This is a genomic window from Burkholderia sp. Nafp2/4-1b, from assembly GCF_003635165.1.
In the GTDB taxonomy this organism is placed as follows: Bacteria; Pseudomonadota; Gammaproteobacteria; order Burkholderiales; family Burkholderiaceae; genus Burkholderia.
In genome coordinates this window covers 436,326-453,572 of sequence record NZ_ML058616.1, presented here as the reverse complement: position 1 = coordinate 453,572, position 17,247 = coordinate 436,326, and the positions used below count along the sequence as shown (strand labels likewise).

At 59.8% G+C, this 17,247-nt stretch carries 13 protein-coding genes; 8 read left to right on the top strand and 5 right to left on the bottom strand.

Going from position 1 to position 17,247, the window contains the following annotated elements; translation table 11 throughout:
- Positions 1–249: 249 nt before the first annotated feature.
- Both C7H84_RS25315 and C7H84_RS25310 read right to left on the bottom strand, forming a co-directional pair.
- Positions 250–627 carry a helix-turn-helix transcriptional regulator gene (locus tag C7H84_RS25315; protein ID WP_240462095.1) on the bottom strand — a complete coding sequence of 126 codons (378 nt, stop codon included), beginning with the start codon at positions 625–627 and terminating at the stop codon, positions 250–252.
- A 435-nt stretch (positions 628–1,062) separates the two neighbouring features.
- Positions 1,063–1,563 carry a hypothetical protein gene (locus C7H84_RS25310; protein WP_240462092.1) on the bottom strand — a complete coding sequence of 167 codons (501 nt, stop codon included), beginning with the start codon at positions 1,561–1,563 and terminating at the stop codon, positions 1,063–1,065.
- A 313-nt stretch (positions 1,564–1,876) separates the two neighbouring features.
- Between C7H84_RS25310 and C7H84_RS25305 the strand changes: the two genes are divergently transcribed.
- From C7H84_RS25305 to C7H84_RS25285, 5 genes are read left to right on the top strand one after another with little or no spacing between them, the layout of a single operon-like run.
- Positions 1,877–4,300, top strand: coding sequence for a class I SAM-dependent DNA methyltransferase (locus C7H84_RS25305; protein WP_121861352.1), 2,424 nt, complete (start codon positions 1,877–1,879; stop codon positions 4,298–4,300).
- Entirely contained in the window at positions 4,291–5,562 is a 1,272-nt protein-coding gene (locus C7H84_RS25300) for a restriction endonuclease subunit S (protein WP_121861314.1), read from the top strand. The genes C7H84_RS25305 and C7H84_RS25300 overlap by 10 nt, the downstream gene beginning before the upstream one ends.
- Before the next feature lie 9 nt (positions 5,563–5,571).
- Entirely contained in the window at positions 5,572–8,658 is a 3,087-nt protein-coding gene (locus C7H84_RS25295) for an HsdR family type I site-specific deoxyribonuclease (protein ID WP_121861313.1), read from the top strand.
- Positions 8,659–8,660: 2 nt separating this feature from the next.
- Entirely contained in the window at positions 8,661–9,383 is a 723-nt protein-coding gene (locus tag C7H84_RS25290) for a SprT family zinc-dependent metalloprotease (protein ID WP_346428394.1), read from the top strand.
- Entirely contained in the window at positions 9,383–9,916 is a 534-nt protein-coding gene (locus C7H84_RS25285) for a restriction endonuclease (protein ID WP_121861311.1), read from the top strand. Before C7H84_RS25290 ends, C7H84_RS25285 begins: the two co-directional genes overlap by 1 nt.
- A 430-nt stretch (positions 9,917–10,346) precedes the next feature.
- Here C7H84_RS25285 and gyrB read toward each other — a convergent pair whose 3' ends face one another.
- From gyrB to dnaA, 3 genes are all read right to left on the bottom strand, one after another.
- Entirely contained in the window at positions 10,347–12,821 is a 2,475-nt protein-coding gene (gyrB, locus tag C7H84_RS25280) for a DNA topoisomerase (ATP-hydrolyzing) subunit B (RefSeq protein ID WP_121861310.1), read from the bottom strand.
- A gap of 191 nt (positions 12,822–13,012) precedes the next feature.
- A complete protein-coding gene (gene dnaN / locus C7H84_RS25275; RefSeq protein ID WP_006750113.1) occupies positions 13,013–14,119 on the bottom strand; it encodes a DNA polymerase III subunit beta in 1,107 nt (368 codons plus the stop codon).
- Between the two features lie 169 nt (positions 14,120–14,288).
- A complete protein-coding gene (gene dnaA, locus C7H84_RS25270) occupies positions 14,289–15,866 on the bottom strand; it encodes a chromosomal replication initiator protein DnaA (protein WP_240462091.1) in 1,578 nt (525 codons plus the stop codon).
- A gap of 421 nt (positions 15,867–16,287) precedes the next feature.
- Between dnaA and rpmH the strand changes: the two genes are divergently transcribed.
- The 3 genes from rpmH (at position 16,288) to yidD (ending at position 17,241) form a co-directional block, all read left to right on the top strand.
- Positions 16,288–16,422: a 50S ribosomal protein L34 gene (gene rpmH / locus C7H84_RS25265; RefSeq protein ID WP_004198824.1), complete on the top strand. Its 135-nt coding sequence runs from the start codon at positions 16,288–16,290 to the stop codon at positions 16,420–16,422.
- 15 nt (positions 16,423–16,437) lie between these two features.
- A complete protein-coding gene (rnpA, locus tag C7H84_RS25260) occupies positions 16,438–16,899 on the top strand; it encodes a ribonuclease P protein component (RefSeq protein ID WP_121861308.1) in 462 nt (153 codons plus the stop codon).
- 75 nt (positions 16,900–16,974) lie between these two features.
- Positions 16,975–17,241 (top strand): membrane protein insertion efficiency factor YidD, encoded by a 267-nt coding sequence (gene yidD, locus C7H84_RS25255; RefSeq protein ID WP_205611456.1) that lies wholly within the window; start codon positions 16,975–16,977, stop codon positions 17,239–17,241.
- The last annotated feature ends 6 nt before the right edge of the window (positions 17,242–17,247 follow it).

Genomic DNA, 17,247 nt, shown 5'->3' with positions numbered 1-17,247 from the left:
ACGCTTACGTTTCGGGAATACGCCACCCTTCGACAGCAGTGTGATGTCGAAAAGAACCTCGCGTACGGGCGAGCGAACTCAGAAATTCGATCAAGTTTGATCGAATTTCTAGGTGGCGCAAATCGTAGAGAAAAAGCGGGGCTTGACGCTGAGATCAGATTGGTAGAGACTCGGCTTTGTCGGGAGACGAATCGCAACTGATTCTGATCCAAAGCGCTGCAGGCCTTCGGCTTCGTGGCGCTTTTCTTTTTACATGGCTCCTCCTTGGCTGATTGGGCCGGTCGGCATCTTGCGATTTCGTCGAATCGCTGCATGCACGTGAGCAATCGCCTCCATATCTTCCTCTGACAGACCCTGGTCATGCACTAGGTCAGCAATGACCTGGTATTTGTACACGGGCAGCGGATCTGACAAATGAATGTAGCGCTGAGAGCACGTGGCGACCGTCACGAGTTCCTGTTTTCCGCCTGCGTCCAGGTTTAGCGCATCCCCTAGTTGCTTGATGAACGCAACGCCATCAGGCGTGCGAATCCCTCGCTCGATCGCACTGATGTAGGCGTCGTCGACTCCCACTCTGCGCGCAAGCTCCGTCTGCGTGATGCGGAGCTCTCGCCGGCGAGTGCGCACGAAGTTTCCAAGATTTGTCACGGTGATATTCGACAGCAGGGTGATGTTTAGGCGAGTCTCGAGCGTAGCTGGATCCGAGAAATTTCGCAAAGTCAGGACTCTTATATTTTTTCGGATCGGTTCCAGGGAGAATTGCACCGTGGAGTGACGATTTGCGCGCATCCCATAAAGACATATCTTTGGTGATGCAAATTAATATTCGTTTTTGTATCCACACCGCAGACTTTCTGCCGGCGATTTGCCGCAGGGCGGTGCGTGCAGCGCAATCAAGCGGATAAGCGCTAAATTTGGCGCCATCGTCTGAAAAGGGGGTGGCCCTACGAGATCAACGTTACTGCCGCGCTGGTCCGCAGGGTTTCGCATAGAAGACCACGGTAGCTAGCCGCATTGAGTACCTGGTCACCAAGTTAAGTGATGCTGACCTGCTCCCCGCGTTTAGTACGGTGACTGCGGAGCCTGGGGAGCCAGTGCAACGCACCAGAGCAGACAGGCAAGTCCTTCGAGTACGGCAGCGAAGCCCAGACCCGCGAACAGATCCAGTCGTGCTTCCGGTATCCCGCAGAACATCGCGAGCCGTGCCGTGACCGGATCGTCACGCGCAGTCACGCGGTGCTCCGCGTTACCGTCCTGGATGGCCTGATACCGTCGGACGTCAGCCGCTTCGGCGTCGAGCGCATCGAGACGGGCGCCGAGTGACGTTCGACGCGCCTGCCATGTGGAGCAGTTACGGATACAGCGCCGTGCATCCACCCGCGCCAGTTCCGCCGTGACCGATGCCCGCTCTGCCATTACGGCGGTCAGTTCCCGGTAAGTCGGGATACTGGCAACCGGAACAGCCGACACGCGAAGCTCTCCTGCATGGAGCTGCGACAGCAGGAAGAAGGTCGCATGCCCACACGGATCGCGAGGATGAGGGTAGAAACGCGGTTCACGCATGAGCGCTCGCCTCCCGCCGAATCCTGTCACCGTACCGGCGCAGGGCCACCGAGGTCAGGACGCCGGCCGCGAAGACCAGGCCGAACGCGAGTAGATATTCAAGAGGAGAAGGATAGGTGGGCATCGCGGCTCCCGGGAGGTTCGCCAGCACGGGATTGCGCGGGCGGAGCGGGCAGGTTGCTGCCGTGCTCGGAGCGGTGATATATGTCTAATGCTGTTTTCAATCGCTGCCGTGCTGGCATGCCTTAAAATTCAGGGCAAACCGGCACCTGAGTTGTCGTTCAGGTACCGACCCACGTTCCAACCCAAGCCTATGGCAATCAAGAAATCCGACCTTTACTCGTCCCTCTGGGAGTCTTGCGATCTGTTGCGCGGAGGGATGGATGCGAGCCAGTACAAGGACTACGTGCTGGTCCTGCTGTTCATCAAGTACGTCAGTGATAAATACGCCGGCCAGCGCTATGCTCCGATCACGATCCCGGAAGGCGCCAGTTTCGTGGACATGGTGGCCCTGAAAGGCAAGCCGGACATTGGCGACCAGATCAACAAGAAAATCGTCGGGCCGCTGGCGGCAGCCAACAAGCTGTCCGACATGCCTGATTTCAACGATAGTGGCAAGCTCGGCACTGGCGCGGAGATGGTCAGGCGTCTAACCGACCTGATCTCCGTGTTCGAGAGCCCCGATCTCGATTTCTCGAAGAACCGCGCTGACGGCGATGACATTCTCGGCGACGCGTACGAATACCTGATGCGCCACTTCGCCACCGAAAGTGGCAAAAGCAAAGGCCAGTTCTATACGCCAGCGGAAGTTAGCCGCATCATGGCGCAGATCATTGGCATCAGCAGCACGCGCACGAGCAGCGAGACGACCGTGTACGATCCGACGTGCGGTTCGGGCTCACTGCTTCTGAAAGTCGGCGACGCCGCGCCCACGTCAGTCACACTGTACGGCCAGGAAAAGGATTCCGCGACCAGTGGCCTCGCGCGCATGAACATGATCCTGCACGACAATCCCACGGCGCTGATCGGCCAGGGTAATACGCTGACCGATCCGAAGTTCAGGGATGGCGACAGACTAAAGACGTTCGATTTCGTGGTGGCCAATCCTCCATTTTCTGACAAGCGATGGAGCACGGGCTTGGACCCGTTCAACGACCCCTATGGCAGATTCGATACGTTCGGCGTGCCACCGGCCAAGCAAGGCGACTACGCCTACCTGCTGCACATCGTTCGCTCACTCAAGAGCACGGGCAAAGGTGCCTGCATCTTGCCGCACGGCGTGCTGTTCCGTGGAAACGCAGAGGCGGAAATCCGCAAGAATCTGATTCGCCACGGATACGTCAAGGGCATCATCGGTCTGCCGGCCAACCTGTTTTTCGGTACGGGTATTCCGGCCTGCATCATCGTCATCGACAAGAAAAACGCCCAGGCTCGCAAGGGTATCTTCATGGTCGATGCCAGCCAGGGATTTATCAAGGATGGTCCCAAGAATCGCCTGCGCGAGCAGGACATCCATCGCATCGTGGACGTGTTCAACCGCCAGGACGAGAGCGATCCGCGCTACGCCCGAATGGTGGGTCTGGCCGAGATCGAGAAGAACGACTTCAACCTCAACCTGCCACGCTACATCGACAGCAGCGTGGCCGAGGATATTCAGGACATTCACGGCCACCTGCAAGGCGGCATCCCTCTGGCAGACGTGGAAGCCCTGAGCGACTACTGGGCGGTCTGCCCGCAGTTGAGAGGCGCACTGTTCGATCCGCTGCGGGAAGGCTATGCCACGCTGGCCGTGGACAAGACCGCCATCAAGCTCGCCATATTCCAGCACCCGCAGTTTGCTGCTTATCTCGAGAAGATGGGACAACACTTCGGTGCCTGGCGGGCGCAGGCAATTCCCGAGCTGAAGGCGCTGGACAAGGGCTTCCACCCGAAGCAGCTCATTGTGGAGCTGGCCGATGGCCTGCTGAACCACTACGAAGGAAAGCCGCTGATCGATGCCTACGACGTGTACCAGCACCTGATGGATTACTGGGCGGAAACCATGCAGGACGATGCCTACCTGCTGGCAGCCGATGGTTGGGTGGCGGAGACCTATCGCGTCATCGAAAAGATCAAGAAAGGCAAGGGTGAAAACGCAAAGGTAGTCGAAAAGGACAAGGGGTGGGCGTGCGACCTGGTGCCCAAGCAATACATCGTGGCGCGTTATTTCGCTGCCGAGCAAAAGGCGATTGATGAGACGAGCGCCGCGCTGGAAGCTGCCAGCAGCGCTCTGGCCGAGCTAGAAGAAGAGCACAGCGGCGAAGAAGCTGTGTTCAGCGGCTTCGAAAAAATCAATGCGGCGGCAGTGAAGGAGCGCATCAAAGAGATCGGCAGGGAAGAAGACGCTGCCGAGGAACTTGCGGTGTTGAAGCAATGGCAGTCGCTGTCCGATAAGGAAGCCGGGCTGAAGAAGACGCTTAAGACCCTGGAAACCGAGCTGGATGCCAAGGCTTACGCGCAATATCCCAAGCTCACTGTCGAAGAAATCAAGACGTTGGTGGTAGAAGACAAGTGGCTCGCGGCCCTGTCTGCTACCGTGTCGGACGAATTGGAGCGCGTATCGCAAATGCTCACCAGCCGTGTGCGCGACTTGGCATCGCGCTACGAATCCCCGCTGCCAGTGTTGGTTGATGAAGTCGCGGTGTTGTCCGCTCGTGTTGAGGCGCATTTGCGCAAGATGGGGGCGGCATGGAACTGAAGCCGGGCTATAAGCAAACGGAAGTTGGCGTAATTCCTGATGATTGGGGTGTTCGTTGCCTTGGCGATTTGGGAAAATTGGAAATGGGCAAGGGGTTGCTCAAGGATGACATTTCACCTCAGGGAGAAATCCCAGCTATTCCGTATACGAGCCTGTACACTGATTTTTCAGAGGTCATCGATTCGGGCCGCATCAAGTGGTTTGCGGCCGAGCAGGCTGCCCCCTATATTGTGAATTCTCCATGCGTTCTTTTTGCTAGCTCATCCAATGTTTCGGCGAACACTGGAAAAGCTTGCGCACTGATTGACGGGTTTCCAACAGCGGTTGGGAGGGAGGTTATATCCCTCAATACTAAGCAAAACGTGGTTTTTATCTCGTACTTGCTTGGTACAAGAAACTATCGAAAGAAAACGCTTGATCTGGCTAAGGGCATCACAATCAAGCATGTGTACCCGACGACATTTGTCAAATATGCAATTGCAGTTCCATCTATTTCGGAACAATCCGCCATCGCCGAAGCCTTGGGCGATGTAGACGCGCTGCTGTCCAGCCTGGACACCCTCATCGCCAAGAAGCGCGACCTCAAGCAGGCTGCCATGCAGCAGTTGCTCACGGGCAAGACGAGGTTGCCAGGGTTTAAGGGGGAGTGGGCGGTGACACGCCTAGGTGATCATGCGACGCTTATTCGGAACGGCGTGTATAGTCGTGCGGAATTGTCCATCGATGGCAGCATCAAGTATCTGCACTATGGCGATATCCATACTTCCGGGGCTGTTCATCTGAATCCGTCGGAGGCAATCATGCCGTTCCTTCGCGCGGACAAAGCTGTTCGCCTGGGACGGCTGGTTAGTGGTGATCTTGTTTTCGTCGATGCTACTGAAGACTTGGCAGGTGTTGGCAAGTCGGTGGAGGTTGTCGGTGCGGAAGGGACAGAAGTAGTCGCGGGACTGCACACCATCGCTGTGCGTTTCGACAAAAGAATTCTTGCTGATGGATTTAAGGCCTACCTTCAATTCATTCCGGCATTCGGCGCGCATCTGCGCAGTTTGGCTGCTGGAACGAAGGTGCTTTCCACGAACCGTAGTCACATAGCGAGTGCTGAGATCGCGTTACCGTCCATTGCTGAGCAAGCTGCCATCGCCCAAGTCCTCTCCGACATGGATGCCGAATTGGCCGCACTGCAAGCTCGACGCGATAAAACTCGTCTGCTGAAGCAGGGCATGATGCAGGAACTACTGACGGGCAAAACAAGACTGGTGTAGGGGACCCACATGACCGACGAAATCGGCAAGTCAGAAAAAGCCACGCAGAACCGCGTGATCAAGCTGTTCACCGAGCAGTTAAAGTACGACTATCTGGGCGACTGGACCGATCGCGTCGGCAACAACAACGTCGAAGAGGGGCCGCTGACGGCCTACCTGACCGAAGCGGGCTATCGTCCCGCACAGATCAGTCAGGCCATCTATCGGCTCAAAACCGAAGCAAACCACGCGCAGCGCGACCTGAACGCCAACAACGAAGCCGTCTATCAACTTCTTCGCTACGGCATTCCCGTCAAGGTCGAAGGCAACAAGGTCGCGCAGACCGTGTGGCTCATCAACTGGTCGCAGCCAACGCGCAATCATTTCGCGATTGCCGAGGAAGTCACCCTGAAGGGCGAATACGAGCGTCGCCCGGACCTCGTGCTCTACGTGAACGGGATCGCCATCGGTGTCCTGGAGCTAAAAAACAGCCGCGTGAGCATTGGCAACGGCATCCGTCAGAATCTATCGAACCAGAGCCCCGAGTTCAATGCCTGGTTCTTCAGCACCGTGCAATTTATCTTTGCCGGTAACGATTCAGAAGGGCTGCAATACGGCACGACCGGCACGCCGGAAAAATTCTTTCTCCGGTGGAAAGAAGACGAGGCGGATAACAGCGGTTACAAGCTCGACAAGTATCTGTTCAGGATGTGCAGCAAGGCCCGGCTCATCGAGCTAATGCACGACTTCGTCTTGTTCGATGGCGGCGTCAAGAAGCTACCGCGTGTGCATCAGTATTTCGGCATCAAGGCCGCACAAGAACATGTGCGCAAACGTCAGGGCGGGATCATCTGGCACACCCAGGGCGCGGGCAAGAGCATCCTGATGGTGCTGCTGGCTCGATGGATTCTGGAGGACAATCCGCGCGCCCGTGTCGTCGTCATTACCGACCGCGATGAACTCGACAAGCAGATCAAGCGCGTATTCGAGGACAGCGGAGAGACGATTCACCGTACCAATAGCGGCCGTGACCTGATGACGCGGTTAGGTCAGCCGACACCGCGCCTGCTGTGCTCGTTGGTGCATAAGTTCGGTGCGGGTAAGGGACTTGGTGATGGTGACTTCGATGCCTTCATCAAGGAACTCGAGTCGCGGCCCGGGAGTGCCGTAGGCGATCTTTTCGTGTTTGTCGATGAATGCCACCGCACGCAAGGCGGGCGTCTGAACCGCGTGATGAAGGCGATGATGCCGTCGGCCGTGTTCGTCGGTTTCACCGGCACACCGCTGCTCAAGCGCGACGCCGCTACCAGCCTCGAAGTGTTCGGCAGCTACATTCATACCTACAAGTTCAGCGAGGCAGTGGAAGACGGGGTCGTACTTGATCTCGTCTACGAGGCGCGCGACATTGATCAGCAGCTCGGCTCCCAGGACAAGATCGACAAATGGTTCGAATCGAGAACCAAACCGCTGAACGACTGGCAGAAAAACGAACTGAAAAAGCAATGGGGCACGATGCAGCAGGTGCTCAGTTCGCGCTCTCGCATGGATCGCGTTGTCGAGGACATCATCTTCGATTTCAGCACCAAGCAACGACTCTCCAACGAACGCGGCAATGCCATGCTGGTGGCGTCAAGCATCTACGAGGCATGCAAGTATTTCACGCTATTTCAGAAGACGCCGTTCAAGGGAAAGTGCGCGGTTGTTACGTCGTACAACCCGCTAGCCAAGGACGTGACGCTAGAAGAAACCGGCGCAAATACCGAGACCGACAAACAGTTCATCTACAACACCTACACCGAATTGCTAAAGGAGGTGCAGGCCAAGGCGGGGATGTCGAAGACCGAGACGTACGAAGAGCAGGCTAAGGCCCGGTTCATCAACGAGCCGGCCGGCATGAAGCTGCTGATCGTCGTGGACAAGCTGCTGACCGGGTTCGATGCACCGCCCTGCACTTATATGTATATCGACAAGTCCATGCAGGATCATGGACTGTTCCAGGCCATCTGCCGTACGAACAGGCTGGATACCGCTGATAAGGATTTCGGCTACATCGTCGATTACAAGGACCTGTTCAAGAAGGTCGAGAACGCCATCGCGGTATATGCGTCCGAGCTGGACCACAGTGCCGGTGGTGCAGATCCCGAAATCCTGCTCGAGAGCCGGGTCCAGAAGGGTAAGGGGCGTCTGGATGCGGCGCTGGAAGCGATGGCGCTGCTGATGGAGAACGTTGAGCCGCCCAAGGGCGAGCTGGAACACATCCATTATTTTTGCGGCAATACTGAGATAGGCGACGACCTCAAGGCCCGCGAGCCGCTGCGCGTTGCCTTCTATACGGGCGTCGTCGGCTTGCTCCGTGCCTATGCGCTCATTGCTGATGAACTGGATGAGGCAGGCTACAGCGCTTCTCAACAAGTCATCATCCGCCAGGATCTCGATCAGTATGTGAAGCTGCGCGAGTTGATTCGCCTGGCGAGCGGCGAGACGCTTGATCTCAAGCCGTACGAAGCCGACATGCGCCATCTGATCGACACGTACATCGCGGCTAGCGAACCGCGCAAGATTTCCGACTTCGAGAACGTCGGTTTGCTCGACCTCATCGTGAAGACCGGCATCGCCGATGCGATCGCGAAGAAGCTTGGCAGCATTAAGGATAGACAGTCAGTTGCTGAAGCCATCGAGAACAACGTGCGCAGCAAGATCGTCAAAGACCATCTGACCGATCCAGCATATTTTGCAAAAATGTCGGCGCTGCTCGATGAGCTCATTAAAAAGCGCAAAGAGAAAGCCATTGAGTACGAGGAATACCTGAAACAGATGGCCGATCTTGCGGCCCGGGTGCAGGCAGGTAAGTCGGACGATATCCCTCTTACGCTCGATAATGCGGGCAAGCGTGCGTTGTTCAATAACCTGAAAGTTGGCAATAACTGCTCGCCGGAACATGCGTTGGCCCTGTCGCTCGAACTGGACGCCGCCATCAGGCGTGTCCGCCCAGCCGACTGGCGCGGTGTGGTGCCGCGTGAGAATGTCATTAAGCACGCGATGTGGGAGATCCTGAAGGACGAGCAGGAGGTCGAACGGCTGTTTCTCATCGTCTTCGAACAGAAGCAGGAGTATTGAACGTGGAAGTGGGCGAGGTCATCGATCTCGGTGATATTCATGTCGATCTGATAAGGAAGGACATTAAGCATGTCCATCTGAGCGTCTACCCGCCGGACGGGCGTGTGCGGATTTCTGCGCCCTTGCACATGACGCCCGACATCATCCGCGTGTATGCCATCACGCGGCTGGACTGGATCAGGCGACAGCAGCGCAAACTACTTTCGCAGGAACGGGAGACGGCCCGTGAATATCTGGACCGGGAGAGCCACTATGTCTGGGGAAAGCGTTACCTGTTGCGCATTGTGGAGGCCGACTCGGCACCGGCCGTGCGGCTGAAGCATTCGACGCTCGAACTCAGCATACGCGCCGGCAGTGACGCGAGCCGCCGCCGTGAAGCGCTTGACGCCTGGTACCGAGACCAGGTTCGTGCAGTCGTGCCGGCGTTGCTAAAAAAATGGGAGCCGCTCCTGGGCGTCAAAGCCCACCGTGTCCTCGTGCAGCACATGAAAACGCAGTGGGGAAGCTGCAACCCGGTGTCGGGCAACATCCGCCTGAATACGGATTTGGCTCGCAAGCCGTCAGATTGCCTGGAATACATTCTCGTGCATGAACTGCTGCACCTGATCGAGCCGACCCACAATGCACGGTTCCAGTCGTTGATGGATCGGTTCATGCCGCAGTGGCGGCAACTGAAGGATGAATTAAATCGCTTGCCGGTGCGCCATGAGGAATGGGCGTATTAATGCACGACAATCGCAGTCGCGACGTGTGGGTACGTCGCTTGTTTGAAAAGGCAGTACTCGGTTTTGCGTGCGTTGAGCTGCAGCCCATCGGGTGGCGTGTCCGTGGTGGCGCGCATATTGACTGGCAGATGTCGGCGGCGTCCGATGGGATTGCCGAGATTTTGCCGGGCATGATCACCGACATCATCATGGATGATCTCGGCGCCGGTCGCAGACTCGTCATCGACACCAAGTTCACATCGGTTCTCGGTTCGAGCCGTTTTGGCGGTGCGAGTCTGAAAAGCCAATACCTGTACCAGATGTACACGTATTTGCGATCGCAAGAGGGGCTCGACTCGCTATGGGATCAGGCGTCAGGGCTGTTCCTGCATCCAGCAGTCGATGTCCGCATTCGCGAATCGGTCACAATTCAGGGGCATGCCATCGCGTTTGCCACTGTGGACCTGGCGCAGGGAGCGCGAACCGTCCGGGCTGAGCTTTGCGACATATTGTCGGGTACTGACTGGGGAGGTGCCCTCGAACGAGCGAATTGACTACGATCACAGCCAGTTGCGCATAAACGCGACCGTGGCTGGAACGGTCTGCGCCAGATGCTCGAACTGGACGTTTTGGGCTGGACGCTGCATGGACTTTTTACCGTCCTGCTCGTCGTCACCGCAACCGCATTCGGCCCTATCTGAAGCGCGGCCGTATGGTTCGGTGTGGATTAACGTAGACCCAAAATGCCTACGCGGTGCCTACACGAAACCCAGAAAGCAAAAAGCCCAGCCGTGTAGGCTGGGTTAAGTGCTTGATAAATATGGTGGCGAATCAGGGATTCGAACCCGGACCTGCGGATTATGATTCCGCGGCCGACCAGACATCGCGCCAGACAGATAGCCTAGTCGCACCAACTTAGTCGCCCAGTCGCAAAACTGTGGCGCCAGTCGCACTTACTCTGGCGCCCTACGCTACGAGCAAAAATTAAACGTCAATATTCCCCGCCCGCAACGCATTCGACTCAATAAACGCCCGCCGCGGCTCGACGTCATCCCCCATGAGGGTAGTAAAGATCCCATCCGCGGCAATAGCATCCTCGATCTGCACACGCAGCAGTCGCCGCACTGCCGGATCCATCGTCGTTTCCCACAGCTGCCCGGGGTTCATCTCGCCGAGCCCCTTGTAGCGTTGTTTCGAGACGTTCCGCTCAGCATCCGCCAGCAGCCACTTCATCGCGCTCTTGAAGTCGCTCACAGCCATACTGCGCTCACCACGCTTGATGACCGCACCTTCCCCAATAAGCCCCTTGAACGTATTCGCGGTGGTCACGAGCTGTTGATAATCCGCGGTGTGCTGGAATTCCTGGTCGATGACCGAGACCCGCACGTTGCCGTGGTGCGTACGCTCGACATGCAGCGACCGCTGTTCGCGAACCGGGTCATACGAAGGCACGACGCGCACGTCGTTCTTCAAAGCGTCGTCATGCAACGCAGCGTGCAGCGCCTTCGCCGAAGCCTCGGTCGAAGCTTCATTGGAGAGATCGATCGCCACGCCGTCCATGACCGCTTCCAGCGCAGCCGGGTCATACAACCGGCTCAACCGCTCGATCACGCTCTTCGACAGCAGATACGACCGTGCCAGCTCGCCAAGCGCATCACCCGAAATCGGCGCCGCATTCTCCTCAGGCACCAGCTCCGACCCTTGCAGCGCCAACCGCAGCATATGCGCGTTCAGCTCCACGTCGTCCTTCAGATACCGCTCGTCCTTGCCCGCCTTGATCTTGTAAAGCGGCGGCTGCGCGATATACACATAGCCGCGCTCGATCATGTCCGGCATCTGGCGATACAGGAACGTGAGCAGCAGCGTGCGGATGTGCGCGCCGTCGACGTCCGCGTCGGTCATGATGATGATGCGGTGATAGCGGAGCTTGTCGAGGTTGTAGTCTTCCTTGCCGATCCCGCACCCAAGCGCGGTCACGAGCGTGACGATCTGCTCCGACGAAAGCAGCTTGTCGTAGCGTGCCTTCTCGACGTTCAGCACCTTGCCGCGCAGCGGCAGGATCGCCTGGAACTTACGATCACGCCCTTGCTTCGCCGACCCACCTGCCGAGTCACCCTCGACGATGTAGATTTCGCACTTGGCCGGATCCTTCTCCTGGCAGTCCGCGAGCTTGCCCGGCAGGCCGACGCCGTCGAGCACGCCCTTGCGGCGCGTCATCTCACGCGCCTTCCGCGCAGCATCACGCGCTCGGGCAGCCTCAACGATCTTCCCGCAGATGATCTTCGCGTCGATCGGCGTTTCGAGCAGGAACTCTTCCAGCGCCTTCGCGACGACTTCCTCAACCGGCGCACGCACTTCCGACGACACCAGCTTGTCCTTCGTCTGCGAGCTGAACTTCGGCTCCGGCACCTTCACGGACAGCACGCACGACAGCCCTTCGCGCATGTCGTCGCCGGTCGTCTCGACCTTCGCCTTCTTCGCGATCTCGTTGTCGGTGATGTACTTGTTCATGACGCGCGTCATCGCGGCCCGCAGGCCGGTCAGGTGCGTGCCGCCGTCGCGCTGCGGAATGTTGTTCGTGAAGCACAGCACGTTCTCGTTGTAGCTGTCGTTCCACTGCATCGCGACTTCCACGCCCACGCCGTCCTTCTCGCCGGTGGCGAAGAAAATCGTCGGGTGCAGGTTGGTCTTGGTCTTGTTGATGTACTCGACGAAGCCCTTCACACCGCCGGCGAACGCGAAATCGTCTTCCTTGCCCGAGCGCAGGTCGGTGAGACGAATCCGCACGCCGTTGTTCAGGAACGAGAGCTCGCGCATCCGCTTCGCGAGGATGTCGTAGTGATACTCGACCGTGCCGAAAATGGTCGGATCGGCCATGAAGTGCACTTCGGTGCCGCGGTTCTCGGTATCGCCGGTCACGAGCATCGGCGACACTTCCACGCCGTCCACCTGTTCGAGCACGCGCTCCTGCGCGACGCCGCGATGGAACTCCATGTAATGCTTCTTGCCGTTGCGGCGCACGGTGAGGCGCAGCCAGCTCGACAGCGCGTTCACGCACGACACGCCCACGCCGTGCAGGCCGCCCGACACCTTGTAGCTGTTCTGGTCGAACTTGCCGCCGGCGTGCAGCTCGGTCATCACGATCTCGGCGGCGCTGCGCTTCGGCTCGTGCTTGTCGTTCATCTTCACGTCGGTCGGAATCCCGCGGCCGTTGTCGGTCACGGAAATCGAGTTGTCGGCGTGAATCGTTACGTGGATGTCGTTGCAGTAGCCGGCCAGCGCTTCGTCGATCGAGTTGTCGAGCACCTCGAACACGAGGTGGTGCAGACCGGTGCCGTCCGACGTGTCGCCGATGTACATCCCGGGGCGCTTGCGCACCGCCTCCAGACCTTCGAGGATCTGGATCGACGAAGCGCCGTAGCTGCTGTTATCGGGTTGCGAATTGTGCTGTTCACTCATGGATATCTTCCGGTTCTGCGAGGCCACTCTCGTGGCGGCGCGGTGCGTTTCAGCGAGAAATCGCCGGGCCGCTCCAGTTTCCTGGCCCGTCAAAGGTGCCGAAAAGGCACCAAAGGGACGGGTTGTCGGTTCGCCATAAAAACGCCAAAGGGGCTTGTCGCCCCCTGGTGTGTGTCGCGATGTCGAGCGCGTCAGATGCGCATCGGCATCACGACATACTTGAACTCTTCGTTCTCGGGCACGGTGATCAGCGCGCTCGAGCTGGCGTCGCCGAGGCTCACCTGCACGGTGTCGACCTTCAGGTTCGCGAGCACGTCGAGCAGATACGTGACGTTGAAGCCGATGTCGACGGTGTCGCCCTGGTAAGCGATTTCGAGTTCTTCCTGCGCCTCTTCCTGATCGGCGTTGGTCGACATGATCTTCAGCTGGCCCGGCGCGATGATGCAGCGCACGCCCTTGAACTTGTCCGAGGTCAGGATTGCCGCACGTTGCAGCGAACGCTGCAGCTCTTCACGGCCGATCTCGAAGGTGTTCTTGTGCGCCTTCGGGATCACGCGCTGGAAGTCGGGGAACTTGCCCTCGACCAGCTTCGACACGAGCTCGACCTGGCCGAACGTGAACTTGGCCTGGGTTTGCGCGATGTCGATGGTGACGGTGTCGTCGATATCCTCGAGCAGGCGCTGCAGCTCGAGAATCGTCTTGCGCGGCACGATCACTTCCTGGCGGCCGAACGTGCCGCCTTCGAGCTTCATCGACGAGAACGCGAGGCGGTGGCCGTCGGTGGCCACGGCCATCAGCTGGTCGCCGTCGACGACGAGCAGCATGCCGTTCAGGTAGTAGCGGATGTCCTGCTGCGCCATCGCGAAGTGCACCATGCCGAGCAGCTGGCGGAACGACTTCTGCGGGACGGTCAGCGTGGCGCCGAAATCCTTCGCTTGCGCGACGGTCGGGAACTCGTCTGCGGCGAGCGTCTGCAGTGCGAAGCGGCTCTTGCCGGACTGGACGGTGAGGCGCTTGTCGGCGAGCGACAGCGTGACCTGGCCGTCAGGCATCGCGCGCAGGATGTCGAGCAGCTTGCGGGCCGCGACGGTGGTGGCCACCTGGTCGCCGCCGACGCCGAAATCGGCGCGCGTGGTGATCTGCAACTCCAGGTCGGTCGACAGGAATGAAACGTCCGGGCCGTTCTTGGTGATCAGCAGGTTGGCAAGGATCGGCAACGTATGGCGGCGTTCGACGATGCCGCTGACCGTTTGCAGCGGCCTGAGGAGTGTGTCTCGTTCGGTCTTGACCAGTTGCATAGAGTTCCTTCGTTGAGTAACGGCCTGCAGCGCAGCAGCCTCGCAGCGCCCCGTCGGCCGGGCTCTTGGCCCGCCACCACCGGGGCGGTCAAACCTGTATTGTGCCTTAAAACCGAACCGCCCCCCTTAATTTGGGGCGGATGCCGAATTATCAAGCGCGCCCGCGCGCTCAGCCCTTCAACGTCTGTTCCAGCACGTGCAGCTCGTGGTTGAGCTGCGCGTCCTTGCTGCGCTCGTCGGCGATCTTGCGCACCGCGTGCAGCACGGTGGTGTGATCGCGCCCGCCGAACAGCTCGCCGATCTCCGGCAGGCTCTTCTGCGTGAGTTCCTTCGCGAGGTACATCGCGATCTGCCGCGGCCGCGCGATGTTCGCGGGACGCTTCTTCGAATACATGTCGGCGACCTTGATGTTGTAGAAGTCGGCGACGGTCTTCTGGATGTTCTCGACCGAAATCTGCCGGTTCTGCACGGTCAGCAGGTCCTTCAGCGCTTCCTTGGTCAGCTCGATCGAGATCTCGCGGCCGTGGAACTTCGAATACGCGAGGATCTTGCGCAGCGCGCCTTCGAGTTCGCGCACGTTCGAGCGCAGGTGCTTCGCGACGAAGAACGCGACGTCCTCCGACAGGTTCACGCCTTCGGACTGCGCCTTGCGCATCAGGATCGCGACGCGCATTTCCAGCTCGGGCGGCTCGATTGCGACGGTGAGGCCGGAGTCGAAGCGCGAGATCAGGCGATCGTCGATGCCCGAAATCTCCTTCGGATACGTGTCGCTGGTGATGATCACCTGCGCCTTGTTCGCGACGAGCGCCTCGAACGCGTAGAAGAATTCCTCTTGCGTGCGCGACTTGCCGGAGAAGAACTGGATATCGTCGATCAGCAGCAGGTCGAGCGAGTGGTAGTAGCGCTTGAAGTCGTCGAACGCCTTGCGCTGGTACGCCTTCACCACGTCGGACACGTATTGCTCGGCGTGGATGTAGCGGATCCGCGCGCCGGCCTTGTCGAGCAGCAACTGGTTGCCGATCGCGTGGATCAGGTGGGTCTTGCCGAGGCCGACGCCGCCGTACAGGAACAGCGGGTTGTACGAGATGCCGGGGTTGTCCGCGACCTGGATCGCGGCGGCGCGCGCGAGCTGGTTCGCCTTGCCGGTCACGAAGTTGTCGAACGTGAGCACGGGGTTCAGCTTCGAACGTTCGTACATCGAATCGGCTTCGCCGCCGTTCGCGGGTGCCGCACCAGGGCCCGGACGCCACGTGCGGCGGCCGGCCGCCGCTTCGTGCGCGGGCAGGCTCGGCAGATCGATGTCGGCATCGTCGGCGTTCAGGTGATGCGCGGCGGCTGCCGACGGCGTCATCGGCACGTCGGCCGGCGCGCTGGGCGCGGCGCCGGCATTCGCGGCCAGGTTGGCGGCGATCGCGGCGACCGTCGCGGCGGGGCCGGTCGGGGCCAGCGGCGCGCGCGGGGCGGCCGGCGCGGCGGCGGTCGCCGCGCTGCGCATGCCGGCCTTCGGATCGAGGACGAACTGGACTTCGATCGGCTGGTTCCAGAAATCCCGGGCCAGATCGGAGATGCGGCCCGAAAACTGGCTCTTGACCCAGTCCAGCTTGAAGCGGTTCGGCGCGGCGATGGACAGCGTGTTCGCCGACGCATCGAAGGCCACCGGGGCCAAGGGTTTGATCCACGTCACGTACTGCTGGGGCGTCAGCTCGCGCTCCAGCAGTGCGGAACAGTGTTGCCAGAAATCATTCATCAAGTAACTGTCGTTTTTTGCATGCACAGCGCGGCTCGCCGGCGCCCTTGTGGCGGTTGCGCAACAAGGCCCGAAGCGGTCGTGCGAGCGTGCCTCGGACGCCTGCATCACAGTGTTGGAGGGGCAGGCGCGGGCCGAGGCGGCGTGCGGGATTCTTGGAGATAAGGCGAGATTCTACCGCCAAACGCGGCCACAGCGGGACTTATCCACAGGCTCCGGCTGTGGGCCGCGGGGCCGGATCGGACGAGGCCGGCACAGGGGAACGACTCGTAAAGTATTGACCGTCAAGAGAAAAACGGTTTAAATAGCGGGTTCCGCGAAAACCAATCCTGTATTCCCGGCGATTGCGTTCGCCCGAATGCCTCCGGTTAAGGGCACGCGGTCCCCTGAATTTCGACATTCTCGAACAAGTGAGAACATCATGAAACGTACTTACCAACCGTCCGTGACGCGCCGCAAGCGCACCCATGGCTTCCGTGTCCGCATGAAGACGGCAGGTGGCCGCAAGGTCATCAACGCTCGCCGCGCGAAGGGCCGCAAGCGCCTCGCCATCTAAGGCAGGTTGCGCGCTGTGTCCGCCGTCCGCAGTTCTGCGGAAGGTACCGTCGAGCCGGGTGCGAATCCGTCGCAGACGAAAGCCGCCTTCCCGAAAGCTGCGCGACTTCTGAAAACGGATGAATTTTCATCCGTTTTTCGTTTGCGCCCTTGGCGGCGCTCCGCGCACTTCGTGATCTACGGCAAGCCGACCGGCCAGCCTGCCCGCCTGGGGCTCGTCGTCGGCAAGAAGTATGCGCCGCGTGCAGTCACACGCAACCTCGTGAAGCGGCTGGCGCGCGATGCATTTCGCCTGCGCCGGGCCGAATTCGCCGGTTACGACCTGCTGCTGCGGCAGCACACGCGCTTCGACAAGAAAGCGCTGCCGAGCGCGGCTTCCGCCCCGCTCGCGGCGATGTGCGCGGCCGAAATCCGCGAACTGCTCGACAGGGCAGTTCGGGAGATCGCGCGCCGGGCGTCGAAGCCCGCGTCCGAGTGACGCATCCGTCCGTGGTGCGGCGTGCGCGCCTGCCCGGCCGGTTTTGACGCGGCGTCGAACGGCGCCGCCCAAGGTATGGAAACGGTACTGATCGCCTTGCTGCGCTTCTACAAGGTTGCCGTGAGCCCTATGCTCGGCAACCGTTGCCGTTTTTATCCTTCCTGTTCGGATTACGCGCGCGAGGCAATCCAGTATCATGGCGCCGCGCGCGGCACGTATCTCGCCGTCAGGCGCGTGTGCCGATGCCACCCGTTTTCCGCGGGCGGCATCGACCTCGTCCCGCCGCCCACCTCCGACACTCGCGCTCGCGGCGAAGCCGACGCGCGGTCCCATCGACTCTGAGACAAC

Bases quoted from the DNA above. Each gene is read 5' to 3' on its own strand.
- C7H84_RS25310 (WP_240462092.1), bottom strand. From the start codon at position 1,563: ATGCGTGAACCGCGTTTCTACCCTCATCCTCGCGATCCGTGTGGGCAT.
- C7H84_RS25305 (WP_121861352.1), top strand. From the start codon at position 1,877: ATGGCAATCAAGAAATCCGACCTTTACTCGTCCCTCTGGGAGTCTTGC.
- C7H84_RS25300 (WP_121861314.1), top strand. From the start codon at position 4,291: ATGGAACTGAAGCCGGGCTATAAGCAAACGGAAGTTGGCGTAATTCCT.
- C7H84_RS25295 (WP_121861313.1), top strand. From the start codon at position 5,572: ATGACCGACGAAATCGGCAAGTCAGAAAAAGCCACGCAGAACCGCGTG.
- C7H84_RS25285 (WP_121861311.1), top strand. From the start codon at position 9,383: ATGCACGACAATCGCAGTCGCGACGTGTGGGTACGTCGCTTGTTTGAA.
- gyrB (WP_121861310.1), bottom strand. From the start codon at position 12,821: ATGAGTGAACAGCACAATTCGCAACCCGATAACAGCAGCTACGGCGCT.
- dnaN (WP_006750113.1), bottom strand. From the start codon at position 14,119: ATGCAACTGGTCAAGACCGAACGAGACACACTCCTCAGGCCGCTGCAA.
- dnaA (WP_240462091.1), bottom strand. From the start codon at position 15,866: ATGAATGATTTCTGGCAACACTGTTCCGCACTGCTGGAGCGCGAGCTG.
- rpmH (WP_004198824.1), top strand. From the start codon at position 16,288: ATGAAACGTACTTACCAACCGTCCGTGACGCGCCGCAAGCGCACCCAT.
- yidD (WP_205611456.1), top strand. From the start codon at position 16,975: ATGGAAACGGTACTGATCGCCTTGCTGCGCTTCTACAAGGTTGCCGTG.